The 18,646-nt window shown below is 73.4% G+C and carries 14 protein-coding genes and 2 pseudogenes; 12 read left to right on the forward strand and 4 right to left on the reverse strand.

What is annotated here, in order from left to right; all coding sequences use genetic code 11:
- Together ABZ154_RS32710 and ABZ154_RS32715 are read left to right on the forward strand one after the other, a co-directional pair.
- A pseudogene (locus ABZ154_RS32710) lies at window positions 1-735 on the forward strand (hypothetical protein); the annotation flags it as partial.
- A gap of 308 nt (window positions 736-1,043) precedes the next feature.
- Window positions 1,044-2,561: a hypothetical protein gene (locus ABZ154_RS32715; protein WP_356838004.1), complete on the forward strand. Its 1,518-nt coding sequence runs from the start codon at window positions 1,044-1,046 to the stop codon at window positions 2,559-2,561.
- Window positions 2,562-2,581: 20 nt separating this feature from the next.
- On the opposite strand, the gene ABZ154_RS32720 is transcribed toward ABZ154_RS32715, so the two are convergent.
- Window positions 2,582-4,411 carry a protein kinase gene (locus tag ABZ154_RS32720; protein ID WP_356837991.1) on the reverse strand — a complete coding sequence of 610 codons (1,830 nt, stop codon included), beginning with the start codon at window positions 4,409-4,411 and terminating at the stop codon, window positions 2,582-2,584.
- A 78-nt stretch (window positions 4,412-4,489) separates the two neighbouring features.
- A complete protein-coding gene (locus tag ABZ154_RS32725; RefSeq protein WP_356837992.1) occupies window positions 4,490-5,629 on the reverse strand; it encodes a Ku protein in 1,140 nt (379 codons plus the stop codon).
- Between the two features lie 68 nt (window positions 5,630-5,697).
- Between ABZ154_RS32725 and ligD the strand changes: the two genes are divergently transcribed.
- The 10 genes from ligD (at window position 5,698) to ABZ154_RS32775 (ending at window position 16,823) form a co-directional block, all read left to right on the forward strand.
- Window positions 5,698-6,597 carry a non-homologous end-joining DNA ligase gene (gene ligD, locus ABZ154_RS32730; protein WP_356837993.1) on the forward strand — a complete coding sequence of 300 codons (900 nt, stop codon included), beginning with the start codon at window positions 5,698-5,700 and terminating at the stop codon, window positions 6,595-6,597.
- 244 nt (window positions 6,598-6,841) lie between these two features.
- On the forward strand, window positions 6,842-8,995 hold the full coding sequence (locus tag ABZ154_RS32735) for a PBS lyase (protein WP_356837994.1): 2,154 nt from the start codon (window positions 6,842-6,844) through the stop codon (window positions 8,993-8,995).
- On the forward strand, window positions 8,992-9,306 hold the full coding sequence (locus tag ABZ154_RS32740; RefSeq protein WP_356837995.1) for a zinc-ribbon domain-containing protein: 315 nt from the start codon (window positions 8,992-8,994) through the stop codon (window positions 9,304-9,306). Before ABZ154_RS32735 ends, ABZ154_RS32740 begins: the two co-directional genes overlap by 4 nt.
- A gap of 133 nt (window positions 9,307-9,439) precedes the next feature.
- Window positions 9,440-10,255: a hypothetical protein gene (locus ABZ154_RS32745; protein WP_356837996.1), complete on the forward strand. Its 816-nt coding sequence runs from the start codon at window positions 9,440-9,442 to the stop codon at window positions 10,253-10,255.
- Window positions 10,252-11,595, forward strand: coding sequence for a HAMP domain-containing sensor histidine kinase (locus ABZ154_RS32750; RefSeq protein WP_356837997.1), 1,344 nt, complete (start codon window positions 10,252-10,254; stop codon window positions 11,593-11,595). The genes ABZ154_RS32745 and ABZ154_RS32750 overlap by 4 nt, the downstream gene beginning before the upstream one ends.
- Window positions 11,596-11,702: 107 nt before the next feature.
- Window positions 11,703-12,194 carry an SH3 domain-containing protein gene (locus tag ABZ154_RS32755; RefSeq protein ID WP_356837998.1) on the forward strand — a complete coding sequence of 164 codons (492 nt, stop codon included), beginning with the start codon at window positions 11,703-11,705 and terminating at the stop codon, window positions 12,192-12,194.
- 106 nt (window positions 12,195-12,300) lie between these two features.
- On the forward strand, window positions 12,301-13,770 hold the full coding sequence (locus ABZ154_RS32760) for an FtsW/RodA/SpoVE family cell cycle protein (protein WP_356837999.1): 1,470 nt from the start codon (window positions 12,301-12,303) through the stop codon (window positions 13,768-13,770).
- Window positions 13,767-15,224 carry a penicillin-binding transpeptidase domain-containing protein gene (locus ABZ154_RS32765; protein ID WP_356838000.1) on the forward strand — a complete coding sequence of 486 codons (1,458 nt, stop codon included), beginning with the start codon at window positions 13,767-13,769 and terminating at the stop codon, window positions 15,222-15,224. Before ABZ154_RS32760 ends, ABZ154_RS32765 begins: the two co-directional genes overlap by 4 nt.
- Before the next feature lie 28 nt (window positions 15,225-15,252).
- Complete coding sequence (locus ABZ154_RS32770) at window positions 15,253-16,341, forward strand: amidase family protein (RefSeq protein WP_356838001.1); 1,089 nt, start codon at window positions 15,253-15,255, stop codon at window positions 16,339-16,341.
- Window positions 16,338-16,823, forward strand: coding sequence for a DUF3291 domain-containing protein (locus ABZ154_RS32775; protein ID WP_356838002.1), 486 nt, complete (start codon window positions 16,338-16,340; stop codon window positions 16,821-16,823). The genes ABZ154_RS32770 and ABZ154_RS32775 overlap by 4 nt, the downstream gene beginning before the upstream one ends.
- A 112-nt stretch (window positions 16,824-16,935) precedes the next feature.
- On the opposite strand, the gene ABZ154_RS32780 is transcribed toward ABZ154_RS32775, so the two are convergent.
- Both ABZ154_RS32780 and ABZ154_RS32785 read right to left on the reverse strand, forming a co-directional pair.
- A complete protein-coding gene (locus ABZ154_RS32780) occupies window positions 16,936-17,829 on the reverse strand; it encodes a hypothetical protein (protein WP_356838003.1) in 894 nt (297 codons plus the stop codon).
- Between the two features lie 101 nt (window positions 17,830-17,930).
- Window positions 17,931-18,131: pseudogene (locus ABZ154_RS32785) on the reverse strand (ADP-ribosylglycohydrolase family protein); the annotation flags it as partial.
- Between the last annotated feature and the right edge of the window lie 515 nt (window positions 18,132-18,646).

The following is an 18,646-nucleotide window of genomic DNA, read 5'->3' on the forward strand; positions in this document are numbered from 1 at the left end:
ATCACCGCGATCCCCATCTCCGCACTGGCCGGGGACAACGTGGTGGACCCCTCCGCGCACATGGACTGGTACGGCGGCCCCACCGTCCTGGAGCACCTCGAAACCGTCGCGGTCGTCCGCTCCCCGGCAGACGGCCCCGCACGCATCCCGGTGCAGTACGTGATCCGGCCGCAGACCGCCGAGCACCCCGACTACCGGGGATACGCCGGTCAGATCGCCGCCGGAGTCCTCCGGGTGGGCGACCCGGTGACCGTGCTGCCTTCGGGCCGCACCAGCACGGTGGCGGCGATCGACCTGCTCGGCCGAAGCGTGGACACCGCGTGGGCGCCGCAGTCGGTGACCGTGGGGCTCTCCGACGGTGTCGACGTCTCCCGCGGCGATCTGATCGCGCCGACCGCGTCGGCGCCCGCGCTCACCCGGAGCGTGCGGGGGCTCGTGTGCCATGTGGCGGACACTCCGCTCGTGCCCGGGCAACGGGTCCTGCTCAAGCACACCACCCGTACCGTCAAGGCGGTGATCGAGGACATCCCGTCCCGGCTCACCCTGGACGACCTCTCCCAGCACCCGGCCCCCGGACGGCTCGTCGCCAACGACATCGGCCGGGTCGTCGTCCGCGCCGCCGAACCCCTCGCTCTCGACGCCTACGCCGACTCCCGCCGTACCGGATCGTTCCTGCTGATCGACCCCGACGACGGGACCACCCTGGCCGCCGGCATGGCCGAGGTCGGCGAGTGAGCCGTGGGTGATGCGGTGCCCCGCGCACGAGTGTCCCTCCGTCGCGGAGGTAGTGGTCCGGCCCGTGATTGAAGCGGGGTGAACCCGGGCAGATTCGCGACGACCTGTGAGGTTCGGCGGTGGGGGGCGTTATGGAGTCCGGTGATCAGCACGGGCCTGCGGGAGTGGGAGCGGGTCTGCCCGGACCGGCACCCGGACCGGGAGGCGCTGGTTCTGTTCCGCCACCGCCTGCCGGGCCGCCCGGGTTCGGACCGCCTCCGCCGCCTCCCGGTCCGCCTGCCGTCGGGCCGCCGCCGCCCGGGGCGGGGCTGCGAGCCGTCGCGGCCGGGCTGCTCAACCTGACCGGCCTCGGGCTGGGTTACGCGCTGCTGGGGCGGTGGGGGCGGGCCGTCGGGTGCTGGACCGCCACCGGGGTGCTGCTGTTCGTGGCGTTGCCCGCCGATCCGGACGGGGTGGCCACGGGGGCGCTCGTCGCGTACCTCCTCGTGCTGGTGCTGGCCGCCGCCGACGGAGGCCGGATCGCCCTGCGTGCGGCGCTCGGTGGTTCCTGGCGGCCTGTGGTGGCCGCCGGGCTGGGTGTCGTGCTGCTGGCCGTCCCGGCCGGTGGGGCCGTGGCGTACGGGTCGGCGCGGGACGAGGCGCGGGAGGAGATGCTGCTCGACCGGCTGGAGGGCGGGGACCGGCGGGTGGCTGCCGCGTCGCAGCAGCCGTTCGGGACGGCGAAGGGCGAGTACGACAAGGCCCTCGGCGTCTATCGCGCGCTCGACCGGGACCACCCGAACTCCCGGGCCGCGAAGCTGGTCCCGGACCGGCTGAAGGCGTACTACGACGCGGTCTCCTCCCCGTACGCCGGGAAGCAGCACTGCGAGGCCGTCGAGCCGTTGACCTATCTGCGGACGCTGCCGGGCTCGGTCGGCGACAAGTTGCTGGGCGAGCTCGCCGGATGGCCCGACGAGCCGCTCGCCGAGTCGCTGTACGGGTGCGGCGTCTCGCGTCTGGGCGGGGCTACCGCGGGAGGATCGGCGGAGTTCGGTGAGCTGTTGCGTACGTTCCCCGAGTCCGCGTCCGCGCGGCAGGTGGGGCCGGCGATCGGCGGGCGGATCGACGGGCGCGTCGCCGAGGTGAAGGGCGGCGATCCGTGTGCGGCCACCGAGGCGTTGCGGGGCCTGAGCTCCACGGTCTCCGCCCTCCCCGCCGAGAGCGTCCCGGGGCTGGGCGCCAAGGCGGGCAAGGCGATCCAGGACGGGGTGTACGCCTGCGGGGTGGACCAGTTCAAGGAGAAGAAGTTCGGCGACGCCCGCACGACGCTGGCCGGGTTCGCCCGTTCCTACAAGGGCGACGGGCGGGCGGCGCAGGCCCGGAAGATCGCGATCGCCGCCGAGATCGCCGATGACCGGCCGGCGGCGGGCAAGCGGCTGCCGCCGTCGGGGCGGCCCGGCGGGGCCCGGATGGAGCTCGTCATCAGCAATGACGCGCCCAACGCGGTCGAGGTCCTCTACACCGGGCCGGTCACCGGCAGTGTCACGCTGAAGCCCTGCGGCGACTGCAAGCGCTACAGCGCCCTGGCCGGTCCCCGGCTCGCCTGCAAGGCCAGTGGCCGGAGCTACCCGAAGGCACGGCTCCAACTGCCTGCGGGCGACTACCACTTCCTCTACAAGCACGGTACGGGTGCCACATCCCGGGTGGACAGTTACGCGGCGGGGTCGAGGGTCCAGCCCGGGTACACGTACACCAGCTGCACCTATGTCATCGAGCGCAGCCCCCTGGGGCTCGACCTGCCCACTTGGCCCGACTACATCAAGCCGGCCTCCACTCCTGGGGACTGAGGCCGGGGCGCGCTCCCCGGTCAGCCCTTCTCGCGCGGGTGCTTCTCGATGACCCGGCCGTCCAGGTGGGCGGTGAGGTAAGCGCCCCCGTACTTGTCGGAGACGTACACGCGCAGCACCGGGCGGTCGCCGTGGAAGGGCGAGGACGGGTCCACGATCACGTAACTGCTCTCCGGCTCGGCGATGTTGAGGCTCGTCCTGGCCGTCCGCAGCAGGGCGGGCAGGGCGTCCCAGTCGACGGAGTCCAGGTCGACCGCCTTGTCCCCGGACATGAGCGTGCCGCCCATGTCGTCGTTCTTCGCCTGCCCGCCCCGGTAGCTGAACCGGTCGTAGAGGCGGGAGTTGGACTTCAGCGGCGCCTGGGCGGAGGCGTGCTCACCGTAGAGGGTGAAGTCGGTGACCTTCGTCCCGCCCATCAGCGGCTTCAGCGCGGCGATGGCCTGCCGTGCCCCTTGCGGGGTGAGCAGGTCGGTGGGGGCTTCCGGTTCGTCGCCGTCCGCCCCCGACTCCCCGTCGTCCACGACCGGTTGGCCCGGGGCGGTGGGCGGGGCGGCACTCGGGTCGTGCGCGGGGGCGCTCGCCGTGGTTTCGGGGCGGTTGCTCCGCTTCGAGCCGTCGCCGTCGCCTCCGTCCCTGAAGAACGACGGGTCGATCACCCAGAAGACGCCCGCCAGCACCGCCGCCGAGACGACGGTCGAGGCCGTACTGATCACCCGGTTCCGGCTCAGGGTGCGGTGTCTGCGATCCTCGTCGTCGCCCGGGACCGCCGGAGAGGCGGGCGGGGACGTGGCCGGGCTCGCGTAGGGGTTGTTCCCGTACGGACTGTTCGCGTACGGATGGCGTGGCTGGTCTGGCGGAGTGGGGATGGCCGACGGGTGGCCGAAACCGGTGGGGGTCCGGTCCGCCGGGGCCGGCGGGTGGGACGGCTGGGCGGGGAACGGGGTGTGGAAGCTGGGGCTCGTGGTGGGCGGGGGCGTCCCGTAACCACTCCGGGGGTCGGGGGCCGGCCGGGGCCGCGCCGCCTCCGCCAGCATCCGGTCCAGGGTCCCGGCGTCCGGGCGGGCCGGGATGTCCCTGGTCAGGAGCGCCGCCAGAACGGGTGTCAGCGCCCCGGCCCGTACCGGCGGGGGCACCTCCTCGTCGAGTACCGCGGCCAGGGTGGCGAGCGTGGTGGCCTTGCGCAGCGGGTGGTGGCCCTCGACGGCGACGTACAGCATCATGCCGAGCGACCAGAGGTCCGAGGACGGGTCGCCCTCGGTGCCCCGGATGCGCTCGGGGGCTATGTAGTCGGGCGAGCCGATGAGGGCGCCCGTCATCGTGAGGCTCGTCGACTCGCGGATCGCGGCGATGCCGAAGTCCGTGAGGACCGGTCGGCCGTCGGTGCGCAGCAGCACGTTGGCCGGCTTGACGTCGCGGTGCTGGATGCCGGAGGCGTGGGCGGCGTTCAGGGCGGAGAGGATGCCGCGCCCCAGTTCGGCGGCCTCGGCGGGCTCCATGGGTCCTTCGGCCAGCCGGTCGTGGAGGGAGGAGCCGGCCACCAGCTCCATCACGATCCAGGGGTAGCCGTCCTCGCCGGGGTCGACGATGTGGTGGACGGTGACCACGTTGGGGTGGTCGAGGCGGGCCAGGGCGCGGGCCTCGCGCAGGACCCGGGCGCGCAGGGTGCGGGCGCCCTCGGGGTCGTACTCCGCGAGCGCCGGGTCCGGGGGCCGGACCTCCTTGAGGGCGACGTCACGGTGGAGCGCCTCGTCGTGGGCCCGCCACACCATGCCCATGCCACCGCTGCCGAGCCGCTCCACCAGGGTGAAGCGGCCGTCGACAACCCGTCCCGAGGGGGCCTCAGCGCTCATGCGCCGTAGCGTACGGGTGCCGTACGACAGGGGGGAGCCGGGGCGGCGGATCGGTACGGGGACCGGTACGCGGCGGGGTCAGGCCGAGGCGCGTCTGCGGGGCGAGGCCGTCTTCTTCTTCGTGGTGCTCCGGGAGCCGGACGACGTCTGCTTCTTCGCCGAGGACGAGCCCTTGGACGAAGAGGCGGAAGAGGCGGAGGAGGTCGAGGAGGCGGAGGAGGCGGAGGAGGTCGACTTGGACGCCGTCTTCTTCTGCGTCGCCTTCTTCGCCGTGGAGGCCGTGGACTTCTTGGTGCCCGTGGTTTTGGGCGCGGACTTCTGCGGTGTGGACTTCTGTTGCGCCGTCTTCTTCGCCGCCCTCCCGGACGTCGTCTTCTTGATGGGGTGGACATCCGCCATGTCACCCTCGCCCTCGGCCGCTTCCTCGCCCTCCCCCTCGCCCCGGGACTTCTTCGCCGCCCGGACACTGCTCTCCAGCGCTGCGATCAGGTCGATGACCTTGCCGCCGCCGCCGTCCTTCGACTCGGACGGCTGGACCTCCTCACCGGAGGCCTTCGCCGCGATGAGCTCCTCCACCGCCTCCCGGTAGTCGTCGTGGAGGCTGTCGATGTCGACCTCGCCGAGGGTGTCCATCAGCGCGTCCGCCAGGTCGAGTTCGGCGTCGCGGACCGTGACGTCGCTGTCCGGTGCGACCCCCTCGGGGGCGCGGATCTCGTCGGGCCAGAGCAGGCCGTGCATCGCGATCACGTCATCGACGACCCGGAGCATCCCCAGCCGTTCACGGCCGCGCAGGGCGTATTTGGCGACGGCGACCTTGTTGCTGCGCTTGAGCGCCTCGCGCAGCAGGGTGTACGGCTTGGCGGCCGGGACCCCGTTGGCGGAGAGGTAGTACGCCGCGTCCATCTGGAGCGGGTCGATCTCGTCGGCGGGCACGAAAGCCACGATCTCGATGGTCTTGGCGGTGGGCAGCGGGAGCTGGGCGAGATCCTCGTCGGTGATCGGGATCATCGTGCCGTCGGCGTCCTCGTAGGCCTTGCCGATCTCGCCGCCGGACACCTCCTCCTCGTCCAGCTCGCAGACCTTGCGGTACCGGATCCGGCCACCGTCGGCGAGGTGGATCTGCCGGAAGTGGATCGAGTGGTTCTCGGTGGCGTTGACGAGCTTGACCGGGATGCTGACCAGCCCGAAGGAGATCGCGCCGTTCCATATAGACCTCACCGTTCACCCCTTTTGACCGTTAGGGACGATTGAGTGGGCTGTCGCCCGATTTGTGTGACTCTTATCGTATGACGCCGATCACGGAGGTGGAGGGGCGGCGCCTCTCGCTCAGCAACCTCGACAAGGTGCTGTATCCGGCCACCGGGACCACCAAGGGCGAGGTGCTGCACTACTACGCGGCCACCGCGGCGGGCGCGATCCTGCCTCATCTGCGCGACCGCCCGGTCTCCTTCCTGCGCTATCCGGACGGGCCGGCGGGCCAGCTCTTCTTCACCAAGAATCCGCCGCCCGGTACGCCCGACTGGGTGCGCACCACCCCCGTGCCGCGAAGTGAGGACCCGGGCGCCCGCCAGGTGATGGTCCAGGACCTTCCCGCGCTGATGTGGGCGGCCAATCTGGTGGTGGAGTTCCACACCCCGCAGTGGCGCGTCGAGGCCCCGGAGATCGCCGACCGGATGGTCTTCGACCTGGACCCCGGCCCCCCCGCGACGATCGTGGAGTGCTGCACGGCGGCCCTCTGGCTGCGCAAGCGGCTCGCCGCCGACGGACTGTTCGCGTACGGGAAGACCTCCGGCTCCAAGGGCCTGCATCTGCTGGTCCCGCTGGAGCCGGCCCCGTCCGCCGAGGTGTCCGCGTACGCGAAGCGGCTCGCGGTGGAGGCGGAGCGCGCCCTGCCGGACCTGGCCCTGCACCGGATGAGGCGCGCCCTGCGGTCCGGGAAGGTCTTCGTCGACTTCAGCCAGAACTCCGCGTCGAAGACCACCGCCACCCCCTACACCCTGCGCGCCAGGTCCGAGCCCACCGTCTCCGCGCCGGTCACCTGGGACGAGATCGAGGGGTGCCGGTCGCCGGAGGCCCTGGTGTTCCGGGCGGATGACATGGCCGGGCGGCTGGAGCGGTACGGGGACCTGCTCCGCCCGCTGCTCGACCCGGAACGGGCGCGCCCGCTTCCGGGGGGCGCCCCCTGACGCACGGCCGGGCACAGGGATTCACAGCCAATGCACAGGTTCCCTTTCGGCCGTCCCGTCATGACGGGGTCATGACCTGGTCACGGCCCGAGGAAAGGCCACAAGTGGCGGGTGGATTGTCGGAGCCGTGGTGCACACTCTGCGCAGGCGCTTTCTTCGGGACGCGCCGCAGGGGTATGGGGAACAGGCGTGCCGGAGACGGGTGGAGCTTCCGGGCGCCGCCGTGACGTGGGGAGGGGATGGCGTGTTCTCGGGGATCGATGAGGTCGACTGGGCTTCGATGGAGCATGCCTACGGGCCCGCCGATGACGTGCCGGTGCTCCTTCGGGGGCTCGCCTCCGCCGATCCGGCGGAGCGCGAGAGCGCGCTCGACGGGATGTACGGAGCCGTGCACCACCAGGGGGACGTCTACGCCTGCACCCTTGCGTGCATACCCTTTCTCTTCGAGCTCGCCGTGGACCCGGACGTGCAGGACCGGGGCTGCGTGGTCGAACTGCTCACCAGCATCGGCGGCTTCGATCTGGACGAGGACGACGAGGAGATCGACGAGGACGAGATCGAGGGCGCCGCGAACTACGCGATGGCGGCGGCCGCGGTCACCGCGGGGGCGGGGGTGTTCTTCGAGCTGATCGCCGACGAGGACCCCGGAGTGCGGCTGGCGGCCCCGTTGGCGCTGGCCACGCTGCACCGGCATCCCGTGCGCGTCCTCGATCTGCTGCGGGAGCGGCTGCCGGCGGAGCCCGACGAGGAGGTGCGGCTCGCCCTCGTGGAGGCGGCCGGGCGGGTCGCCCTGCGCCACCGTCCGCTGGCGGGGCGGGTGGCCCAGTGGCTGGCCCGGCTGGTGGACCGGGAGCGCGCGCCGGGGCTGCGGCTCGCCGCCCTGGCCCAGCTGGCGCGCTGTTCGCCCGACGCGCTGCCCCGCGATGTGGTGCCCGTCGTGTCGGGGCTGCTGCGCGAGCTGCGTACGGCCCCGGGCACCGCACCGGAGTCGGACCCGGACAGCGGGCCGGAGACCGACGCCGAGGCGGAGCCGGAGACGGACCCGGTCGGCTGCACGGACCTCTCCCGGGCGGAACAGGCCGCGGCGCCGACGCTCGTGGGCCAGTTGCGCGCGCTCTCCGCCCAGGACAGCGCCGGGCACGGCGCCCCCTGGGCCGCCGATCTGCTGCGCACCCTGCACGTCGGCCTCGACGACCGGGTGGGCGACCGCACGGCACTCCTCGTCGACCAGCTCCGCAGCCCCGACCGCTGGCAGCGCATCGACGCCGTACGGATGAGCGGCGGGCTGATGCGGGCCTGGCGCGGCTCGTACGGGGAGCTGGTGGCGCTCGTCGGCGATCAGCTCGCCGACCCCGAGCCCCGGCTGGCCGAGGCCGCATCGCACGTGCTGGAGGAGCTGTTCGCGCTGGCCGCCCCCACCGCGGACGCGCTGGCGGCCCGGCTGGCGGCCGATCCCGACGGCTGGGTGAAGGAGTGGGCCAGCGGTCCGCCGGGGCTCGGCTCCACGGTGAAGGCGCTGGCCCGGCTCGGCGACGCCCGGGCGGTGCCCGCCCTGGCGGCGGCCCTGGAGCTGCCGGAGGTGCCGCACGACGTGGGCTTCGCGGTCGCCCACCTCGGGCCGGCCGCCCGCCCGCTGGCCGCGGCGCTGCGGCGCAGGCTCGCCGGGGTGGTGCTGGACGAGGGTGCCTACGACCGGGCGAGCCCGCTGCTGGCCGGGCTGACCGCGCTGCGGGCGGGCGAGGCGACGCCGGAGGTGCTGCGGATACTGCGCGGCGCCCCGGAGTACCGGGGCGAGTGGCTGCGTACGGCGGCGCTGCGGGCGCTCGGCTCGTTCGGGCCCGCGGCCCGGGAGGCGGTGCCCGAGCTGCGGGCGATGCTCCGCCGGCCCGGGACGGCCACGGAGGCGGCCGAGGCGCTCTGGGCGGTCGCCGGGGACCGCGACGCGGTGCTGCCCGTGCTGACCGAGGGGCTCGGGTCGGACCAGGTGCACGAACGGCGGGCCGCCGCGGCGGCGCTCGGGGCGCTCGGGCGGCACGCGGCGGTGGTGGCTCCCCGGCTGCGCGGGCTGCTGGCCCACGACGAGTTGTGGGTGCGGGTGGACGCGGCGATCGCGCTCTGGGAGGTGACCGGGCGGCCGGAGGAGAGCACCGAGGTGCTTCTCACCGCCTGGGAGAAGAACCGCCATGTCCGCGTCCGGGTGGCAGAATGCCTGGCACGGATGGGTCCGGTCGGCCCGGCCTCGACGGCGGCGCAGGTGCTGCGCGCCGAACTCTCCTCCGTACGCCGTCACAACGCGCTGGACGGCGGGTACGGCAGCCATGACACCTACGAGGACGAAAAGCTCCTGGCGCTGTGCCGGCAGGCACTCCGGGGGACGGGGAAAGGGAGCACGGCATGATCATTTTCGGTACCAAGGGCTATCTGTACCAGCTGGCCATCCTGACGATGGTGTGCGGCTGGTGCGGCAATCCGGCGGCACACACCCTGCGCAAGCGGGTCACCAAGTTCACGCTGTTCTTCGTCCCGCTGTTCCCGTTCTCGACGAAGTACGCGACGCAGTGCACGTTCTGCGGCGGGGAACAGCAGATACCCAAGGAGCAGGCCGACCAGTTGCTCGCCCAGCACGCGGCGGGTCCGGACGGCGGCCACGGGCAGGCCCCGCAGCAGCCGGGCTTCACGCAGCCGGGGCAGAACCCGTACCAGCGCTGAGGCCGCACACACCAGCGCGCCAGGCCGCGTGAAGCACCTACCAGCCTCAGGCCCCGCAAAGGTACGAAGTGGGCATTGCGCACGGACACGTCCTACGGTGTAGGCCCGCTGTCGTCCAGGAGAAGGGCCAGCCGTGCGCCCGGTCCGCGTCCCCGCCGTCGCGTTCGCCGTGGTCGCGCTCGCCCTGCTCTCCGGCTGCGGTTCGGCCGGGGGACTGGAGAGCGCCGGTGAGGCCCCCTCCGCGGTCGGGCCGGCCCGCCTGTGGCCGGACCTGCCGCCCGCCTCGGCCGCCCCGTACGACTACGGGGAGGGCGAGACGGCCCGGATCCCCGGGATCACGGTGCCCGGCGGCGATGTGCACCGGCTGGACCCGGTCGCGGTGGCGCAGGCCGGACTGAAGGCCAGGACGGACCGGGACAGCGGCCTGGACGAGCTGCCCGACGCGACGGTCCGGCAGATCCGGGCCTGCCGGACGGCACCGGACGACTGCCCGGTCCTGGACCCGTACTACCCCGACCTGACCGGCGACGGCAGGGACGAACTGGTGCTCGGCATCCAGATGCCCGGCCGCCAGCTCGCCGTGCGCGCGTACCGGGCGGACGGGCGCGACCGGGGCGGACTGACCCGGATCATGTCCACCTCGGACGCCGTGATCAGCGTGGAGCTGGCGGGCCGGGACCTGATCCTGCGGGCCCCTTCCGCGATCTCCGGGTACGAGTACCGCACCGCGTGGTCCTGGGACGACCGGCAGCAGGCGATGCTGGCCACCCGGGACGAGATTCTGCGGGCGCCGGAGCGGCGCGAGGACACCGGCCGCAACCGGACCCCGGGCCCTTCGGACTCGACCTTGCCTTCCCCCTCGCATTCCCCCTCCGCCTCCGCCTCCCCTTCCGCCCCCGCCTCTGCCTCTGCCTCTGCCTCTACCTCTGCCTCCGCGGACGGCCGATGAAGCGGTGCCGGTTCCGCTCCCCCGCCTGGGCCGCGACCCTCACCTGGAAGTCCGCGGTCTTCCTGACGGTCATGTGCTGCACCCTCGCCGCCCTCCTCGGCGTCCTGGTGCACACCGCGGTCACCCGGCAGACGGTCTCCCACGCCCGGGAGAAGGCGCTGGACCGGCTGGAGGTCGTCACCGACGCGTACGGGGCCGGGGAGCCGCTGCCCAGGGGCTCCGGCATCGACCCGCCCGGACTGCCCGCCCCGCTGCGCGCCCTGGCCGCGAACGGTGAGCGCGGCACCACGGTCGCGGACGGCCCGCACCGGCCGGGCGACCCGGACGGACGCGGCGGCCCCGCGATGTGGGCGGCGGGCCCGGCGGACGGGCGGGCGCTGGCCACCTGGACCGACTACGGCCACAGCGCCAACACCATCGCGGGCCTCGACCGCGCGATCATCGGCTCCTCGCTGCTGGCCATCGCCGCCACCCTGGTCGTCGGCCTCTTCGCCGTCGGGCGGGTGACCCGCAGGCTGCACCAGACGGCCCGGGTGGCCCGCCGGATCAGCGCGGGCGACCTCGACGCCCGGGTCGGCGACCCGCGCACGGCACGTCCCGTGCGCGGCCAGGACGAGGTGGCGATCGTCTCGGGCGCCCTGGACACCATGGCCTCCAGTCTCCAGCGCAAGCTCCAGACGGAGCAGCGGTTCACCGCCGATGTGGCGCACGAGCTGCGCACCCCGCTCACCGGCCTCTCGGCAGCCGCCGAGCTGCTGCCGCCGGGGCGCCCGGCGGAGCTGGTGCGGGACCGGGTGCGGGCGATGCGGTCGCTGACCGAGGACCTGCTGGAGATCTCGCGTCTGGACGCCCGTACGGAGCAGGTCGACCTGGCCGTGCACGACCTCGCCCCGGTGGCGGAACGGGTGGTGCGGGCCTCCGGCACGGACACCGAGGTGCGGGTCGCGGACCCGGTGCCGGTGGAGACCGACCGGCGGCGGCTGGAGCGGGTGCTCGGCAATCTGGTGGCCAACGCCCACCGGCACGGCGGCGGGCCGGTGGTGCTGGGCGTGGAGGGTGCGGTGGTCTCCGTACGCGATCATGGCGCGGGCTTTCCGGCGTACCTCCTGGAGGGCGGGCCGCAGCGGTTCCGCACGGATGGCGCAGGCAAGGGCCATGGACTCGGGCTGACCATCGCGGTGGGCCAGGCCGCGGTGATCGGGGCCCGGCTGGAGTTCCTGAATCCCCCGGACGGCGGGGCGCTGGCCCGGCTGACGCTGCCGGAGTACGTACGCCTCGACGACGGGGACCGCGCCGGGAACCCGGGCGACGGGGGCGCGGGCACCGCCGGTTCGGCATGACATCACGCACAGTGCGCGTTGCGGACTCTCCGTGTCCAACTTAGCGTGACGAGGGCGAGCCCGGCTCGCGTCCCCCACGGCCCCCTCACCTTCCCCATGGAGGCAGCATGTCCCCCCTGTCCCGCCCCTCGCGGATCCGCCGGATCGGTCTCTGCGTCGCCACCGGCGCCCTCGCGGCGGTCACGGCCGCCGCTCCCGCTCTGGCGGCGGACCCCCACCCCGTCGACCACCGCGGTGAGGCAGCCGCCTCGGCCCCGGCGTCCGACGCGTCCGACGAGCTCTCCGCCTCGGCCCTCCAGCGCGAGCACGAGGCCCGCCAGGAGGCGCAGACGCAGGACCAGGCCAAGCCCCAGGCCCCCAAGCGGACCTACAAGGGCCGGGTCATCGCCAAGCCGTACCTGCTGCTGCGCGACAAGCCGACCCGCAGCAGCAAGGTCGTGGGCTCGGTCAAGTACGGCACGGTCGTCAACATCTTCTGCAAGACCACCGGTGACAACGTCGACGGCAACAACCGCTGGTACCTGCTGACCGACGGCACGTGGGCCTGGGGTTCGGCCCGCTACATCGAGAACATCGGCGCCGCACCGCGCTTCTGCTGACGGCCTCGCCCAGCGCACTCCGTCCGCCCGGGGAGCCACCGGCTCCCCGGGCGGACGCGCTGCGACATAAGGGAAATACGGCACACCTCTTGCTACGTTGCGCTCCATGACCGCAACGACGGCGGACGCTCCCCCGCCCGAGCTCCGCCTGCCCAGACGGCGTGGAGTCGAGCTCTCGCTCCTCATCGGGGCCGTCCTCATCTCCGTCTACGGTTACGCGGCCGTCGGCCTCGCCCACGACGGAGCCGTGCCCCCCGATGTCGCCGGTTACGGTGCCGGGCTCGGCACGCTGGCCCTGCTGGCCCATGTCGCGGTCCGCTTCCGGGCCCCGTACGCCGATCCGCTGCTGCTGCCGATCGCCGTCCTGCTCAACGGGCTCGGCCTGGTGCTGATCTACCGGCTCGACCTGGAGACCCCGCGCGACCAGGCCGCGCCCACCCAGCTGATCTGGTCCACGCTCGGCGTCGCGCTCTTCACCGCCGTCGTGGTGCTGCTCCGCGACCACCGGGTGCTCCAGCGCTACGCGTACCTCTCGGTCGCCACCGCACTCGTCCTGATGATCGTGCCGATCTTCTTCCCGGCGGTGAACGGCGCGAAGATCTGGATCCGGATCGGCGGGCTCTCGTTCCAGCCGGGCGAGTTCGCCAAGATCCTGCTCGCGGTCTTCTTCGCCGCCTACCTCGCCGCCAACCGCAACGCGCTCGCGTACTCCGGGCGCACGTTCTGGAAGCTGCAACTGCCCACCGGGCGGGTGCTCGGCCCCATCGTGGCGATCTGGCTGCTCAGCGTCGGCGTACTGGTGCTGGAGCGGGACCTCGGCACCTCGCTGCTCTTCTTCGGACTCTTCGTCATCATGCTGTACGTGGCGACCGGCCGGACCGGCTGGATCGCGGTCGGGCTGCTGCTCGCCGCCGTCGGGGCGTTCGTCGTCGGCTCCCTCGAGCCGCATGTGCACAGCCGGGTGCAGGACTGGCTGGACCCGTTCGCCTCGATCGACGCCGGGCGGGGGCCCGGCCAGCTCGCCCAGTCGCTGTTCGCGTTCGCGGCGGGGGGCATGCTCGGGACCGGGCTGGGGGCGGGCCACTCCATCCTCATCGGCTTCGCCGCCAAGTCCGACTTCATCCTGGCGACGGCGGGCGAGGAGCTGGGCCTGAGCGGTCTGACGGCCATCTTCCTCCTGTACGCGCTCCTCGTGGCGCGCGGCTACCGGGCCGGGCTCGCCCTGCGCGACCCGTTCGGGCGGCTGCTGGCCATCGGCCTCGCCTCGATCCTGGCGCTCCAGGTGTTCGTGATCGCGGGCGGGGTGATGGGGCTGATCCCGCTGACCGGGATGGCGATGCCGTTCCTCGCGCAGGGTGGTTCCTCGGTCGTCACCAACTGGATCATCGTGGCGCTGCTGATCCGGCTCAGCGACGTCTCCCGCAGACCGGAGCCCGAGCACGTGGAGACCGGAGTCATCGCGAGCGCCGTGGGCCCGGTGGGATCCTCGGGCTCCGTGGACTCCGTGGGCGCTGTGGACCCCTCGGGCTCCGTGGGCCCCCTGGGCTCCGTGGACCCCCTGGAGGAGGACCGGTGATCCGCTACATCCGGCGGGCCGCCGCCCTCTGTCTGCTGCTGCTCGTGGCGCTGCTCGTCAACGCGGCTCGCGTCCAGCTCCTCGACGCCGAGGAGCTGGACGACAACCCGGCCAACCGCCGTACCACCATCACCCGTTACGACCAGCCGCGCGGCAACATCCTGGTCGGCGACCGGGCCGTGACCGGCAGCAAGGAGACCGGCGAGCAGCTCAGCTTCGAGCGCACCTATCTGCACGGCCCGCTGTACGCGCCGGTGACCGGGTACGCCTCGCAGACGTACGGCACCACGCTCCTGGAGAACGCCGAGGACGGCGTACTGTCGGGTACCGACTCGCTGCTGGCCCCTCTCCCCTTCTGGAACGAGTTCACCCGGGGCCGGCAGCCCGGCGGCAACGTCGTCACGACGATCAAGGAGTCGACGCAGCGCGCCGCGTACGCCGGGCTGAGCGGGCGGCGGGGCGCGGTCGCCGCCCTGGAGCCGTCGACGGGCCGGATCCTGGCGCTGGTCTCGACCCCGTCGTACGACCCCGAACGGCTCTCCGGCACCGGCCCGGCGGTCACCGAGGCGTGGACCCGGCTGAACGCGGCCAAGAGCCTGCCGATGCTCAACCGGGCCATCCGGCAGACCTATCCACCGGGCTCCACCTTCAAGATCGTGACGGCTGCGGCGGCACTGGACGCCCGGGTGGTGAAGGACCCGGACGCGCCCACGGACACCCCGTCGCCGTACGTGCTGCCGAACACGAGGACGGTTCTCCCCAACGAGGCGCGCGGCTGCGAGAAGGCCTCGCTGGCGGACGCGATCCGGGTCTCCTGCAACACGGTGATGGCCCATCTGGGGGTGGAGGTCGGGCTGGAGCGGATGGCGGAGACGGCGGGGCACTTCGGCTTCAACGAGAGGGGGCTGCGCATCCCGTCCGGGGTGGCGCGGAGCAACTTCGACACCGACATGAGCGAGGACCAGCTCGCGCTCTCCTCGATCGGGCAGTTCAACACGACCGCGACCCCGCTCCAGATGGCGATGGTGGCCGCAGCGGTGGCGAACGGCGGCGACCTGCGGTACCCGTACCTGGTGGACCGGGTGACCGCCGCGGACGGGGACACGGTCCAGCAGCAGGGACCGCGCTCCTTCGACCGGGCGATGAGCCCGTCCACGGCGGTGCAGCTCCAGCGGATGATGGTCGACGTGGTGGAGAACGGCACCGGGTCGAAGGCGGCGATCGATGGGGTGGAGGTCGGCGGCAAGACCGGCACCGCCCAGCACGGCATCGACAACTCCGGCCTCCCGTACGCCTGGTTCATCTCCTGGGCACAGGCACCGGGCTCCGGCCGCCCGGCCGTCGCGGTGGCCGTGGTGGTGGAGGACGCCGCCGCGGACCGGGCCGACATCAGCGGGGGCGGCAGCGCGGCCCCGATCGCCCGGGCGGTGATGGAGGCGGCGCTGGAGGAGTGATCCTCGCCTTCCGGTGAGACTGGGGCCCATGACGAGGACACCGTCCGCCGTGGCGCGGGCCCTGGAGCGGATCGCCCGGCTGGACCCGGCGCTCAACGCGTTCACCGAGGTCTGGCCGGAGGAAGCCCTCGCCCGTGAGCCGGCGGCGCTCCGGCTCCCCCTGCGCGGGCTGCCCTTCGCGGTGAAGGGCCCCTCCGGCATCCGCTCGTACGCCGCCCGCCGGCTGATCGCGGCGGGCGGGGTCCCGGTCGGCGCGACCTCGGTGCCCGGGCCCGGCGCGGTCTGGCAGACCTGGGGCCAGGGCGCCCGCGGCCGTACGGTCAACCCGTGGCGGGCGGACCGTACGCCCGGCGGTTCGTCGGCGGGCTCGGCGGTCGCGGTGGCGGCGGGGATGGTGGAGCTGGCGACGGGCAGCGACGGGGCCGGGTCGGTGCGCATCCCGGCCGCCTGGTGCGGGGTGTTCGGGCTGAAGACGACGAACGGGCGGCTCCCCTCCCCCGACCGGTCCGGGCTGGCGTCGGCGGGGGTGCTGGCGCGGTCGGCGGCGGGCGCGGAGCGCTACCTCCGCCATGTGCTGGACGGGTACGCGGAGCCCGCCGCCCCTTCCCTCCCGCTGCCCCTGCCCCTGCCCGTCGTGTACAGCGAGGACCTCGGCTTCGTGGACGTGGACCCGGAGGTGGCGGGCGCCGTCCGGGCGGCGGTGGACCGGCTGGTCGCGGCCGGGACCGTGCGCCTGGTGGACGCCGACTGCGCGCTGCTCGACCCGGTACGGGCCTGGCAGGCGGTCCGGGGCGGGCAGCCCGCGGACCCGGAGGCGGCCCTGGTCCGGCGGGTGAACGATGAGCGGCTGGACTCCCTTTTCGGCACCGCGCCCCTGTTGCTGACCCCGGCCACGCCGAACCGGCCGCACGGGCACGAGGGCCCCGGCGACCGCTACTCCACCGCCCTGTCCTGGGCGTTCAACCTGAGCGGGCACCCGGCGGCGAGCCTGCCCGCCGGATTCACCGGAGACGGCTGCCCGGTGGGGCTCCAGCTGGTGGCGGCGCGCGGGGCGGACGTCTCGCTGCTCGGAATGGCCCGCGCGGTGGAGAACTCCCTTCCTACCGTGCGGCCATGACCCCTATCGAGACAGAAACGCGCGGCGGGCGACACGAGTTGGCGCAGGTGAACATCGCCCGACTCAGATCCCCGCTGGGTTCACCGCAGTTGAAGGACTTCGTCGCCGGTCTTGACCCGGTGAACGCGGTCGCCGACCAGGCCGAGGGCTTCGTGTGGCGGCTGCGCTCCGACTCCGGGAACGCCACCGACGTCCCGGTCTTCGGGGACGCCTGGCTGATCGTGAACATGTCGGTGTGGCGGGACGCCGAAGCGCTCACCGGTTTCATGTACGCCGGACAGCACCGGGAGCTGATGAGCCGGCGCCGCGAGTGGTTCGAGCAGGTCCGGGAGGCGATGACCGCCCTGTGGTGGGTGCCCGCGGGGGAACGCCCGACGGTCGCGGACGCCGAGGAGCGCCTGCTGCATCTGCGCGAACACGGCCCGACCGAGCGGGCGTTCACCCTGCGCACCCGCTTCCCGGCACCGGCCGGGGTGCGGTGACCCGATTGGCTGGACCGGCCGGCCCCGGGCAGACGACGGCCCCGGGCGGTGAGCGGCGCCCCGGCCGGTGAGCGGTACTCCGGCCGGTGAGCGGTACTCCGGCCTCCGCCGGTCAGCCGATCGGCTGGCGGATCTCCTCGCGGATCTTGGCGGTCTCGACGGCGGCCGCCTCCAGGTCGATCGACGAGGGGTCCTTGAGGGCGGTCTCGGCGCGGATGATCCCCACGGACACCCCCGTGTTGTCATCGCCCCAGGCGCACATCGGAATGGAGGCCTTGACACCGCTCTTGGCCGACTGGAGCACCTGGCACTCCATCGTGATGCCGAAACCGGCGGGGGTGAACTTCCTCGGCGGTACGACGACGGTCGCGCCGTCCCCGGCGGCCCCGCCGTCCATCATCTTGCCGGTCATCACCTCCGGGCTGGTGAACCGCCCGTACATCCCGGAGATCACCAGGGCGCCGCCCTTGGCCGAGCTGTACTGCCCGACGACGGCCCTCGCGTCGCGGACGCTGGGGTCGTACGTCTTCTCGATCTTCTTGCCCTCGGTCGACGACAGGTCCTGGGCCAGGGTGAACTCGCCGTCCAGCAGCTTCTGTTCCAGGACGAGCTTGTACTCGGCCTCCGGGAACGCCGCGTCGGCGGCCTTCCCGGCCAACTGGGATACCCCGAAGGCGATTCCGCCCGCCAGCACCACCGCACCGGCCACGATCCCGACGATCAGCCCCGTCCGCTTCTTCCGCGGCGGCTGCGCCCCCGGCCCCTGCGGCGGCCAGCCGGCCGCGCCCGGACCGCCCCCGCCGGGTATGCCGGGCGGCTGGCCCCACCCCTGCTGCTGCCCCCAGCCGCCGCTCTGCTGGGGCGGGCCCGGGGGCTGCTGCGGGTAGCCGTAGGGCGGCTGTTGCGGCACCCCGGGAGCGCCGGCGGCCGGCGGGCCGTACAGGTTCTGCTGCGGGGGCGGGGGCGGGCCGTAGGGGCCCTGCGGCGGCTGAGGCGGGGTGGTCATGCGCTCACGGTACGACACGTTTGCGAACGGAATTTCGACGCGCCGGATATCGGTACCGGGCCGGGACAATCCCCCCTACGGCCGGGCGACCCGGCGCCTTCTCACCCCAACGGCTCGCGCCGGCGCGGCGATTCCTCCGGCGCCCCGGCCGTCCCGGCCGCCGCCCCGAGCACCCCCGGTGATGGCGCAGGTGGTGTCCACGTCACCAAGCCCCTCGGTCGTCGCCCAGGGCGCCGCCTCCAGGTCGCCGGGTGGCGGGCCGCGGTCCACCGGGCGAAGGGCACGGTGTCGTCGGCCCGGATGCCGTCGGCGTACATCGGATATCGCAGCTATCGGAAGCAGGGGAACACGCGCCGTTCGTGACGTGCGAGCCTGCCGAAAATCCGCCACACTTCGCTCCGCCCCTTTCCTGCATTTCCTCCGGCACTCTGCTTGGGCGTCGCCGGAGTTCCTTCCCGCCGCCGGTTACGCCAGGTGGCGAATGCCTTCCGCGGAGCCTTTCGGCTGGTCGGCGGCTGTACGGAGGCTGTTCGCGGTGAATGCCGGTCACGTCTCCGCCATTCCCGCGACTTCTCGGCGCTCGAATCGTTACTTCCGCCCTGCGGCGATACGGTGATTACGGGGCTTCGTCCCCGGAGCCCGGTCTCAGTCATGCGCTCAGAGGAGGAATTGTGGCCAACCCCGAGCAGGACCCGAACCAGCAGGAGGGCCCCGCGGACAGCGGAGCGGCCGGCACCCCGGGCATCCACGACGGCGGAGCCGACGGCGGCGCGGACGGCGGAGCCGAAGGACCCGCGGACAGCGGAGCGGCCGGCAC

Source organism: Streptomyces sp. NPDC006261, assembly GCF_040613515.1.
GTDB lineage: Bacteria > Actinomycetota > Actinomycetes > Streptomycetales > Streptomycetaceae > Streptomyces.

Coding starts and splice junctions, on each gene's coding strand:
- ABZ154_RS32780 (WP_356838003.1), bottom strand. CDS start 17,829: ATGACCACCCCGCCTCAGCCGCCGCAGGGCCCCTACGGCCCGCCCCCG.
- ABZ154_RS32775 (WP_356838002.1), top strand. CDS start 16,338: ATGACCCCTATCGAGACAGAAACGCGCGGCGGGCGACACGAGTTGGCG.
- ABZ154_RS32760 (WP_356837999.1), top strand. CDS start 12,301: ATGACCGCAACGACGGCGGACGCTCCCCCGCCCGAGCTCCGCCTGCCC.
- ABZ154_RS32750 (WP_356837997.1), top strand. CDS start 10,252: ATGAAGCGGTGCCGGTTCCGCTCCCCCGCCTGGGCCGCGACCCTCACC.
- ABZ154_RS32770 (WP_356838001.1), top strand. CDS start 15,253: ATGACGAGGACACCGTCCGCCGTGGCGCGGGCCCTGGAGCGGATCGCC.
- ABZ154_RS32720 (WP_356837991.1), bottom strand. CDS start 4,411: ATGAGCGCTGAGGCCCCCTCGGGACGGGTTGTCGACGGCCGCTTCACC.
- ABZ154_RS32755 (WP_356837998.1), top strand. CDS start 11,703: ATGTCCCCCCTGTCCCGCCCCTCGCGGATCCGCCGGATCGGTCTCTGC.
- ligD (WP_356837993.1), top strand. CDS start 5,698: ATGACGCCGATCACGGAGGTGGAGGGGCGGCGCCTCTCGCTCAGCAAC.
- ABZ154_RS32740 (WP_356837995.1), top strand. CDS start 8,992: ATGATCATTTTCGGTACCAAGGGCTATCTGTACCAGCTGGCCATCCTG.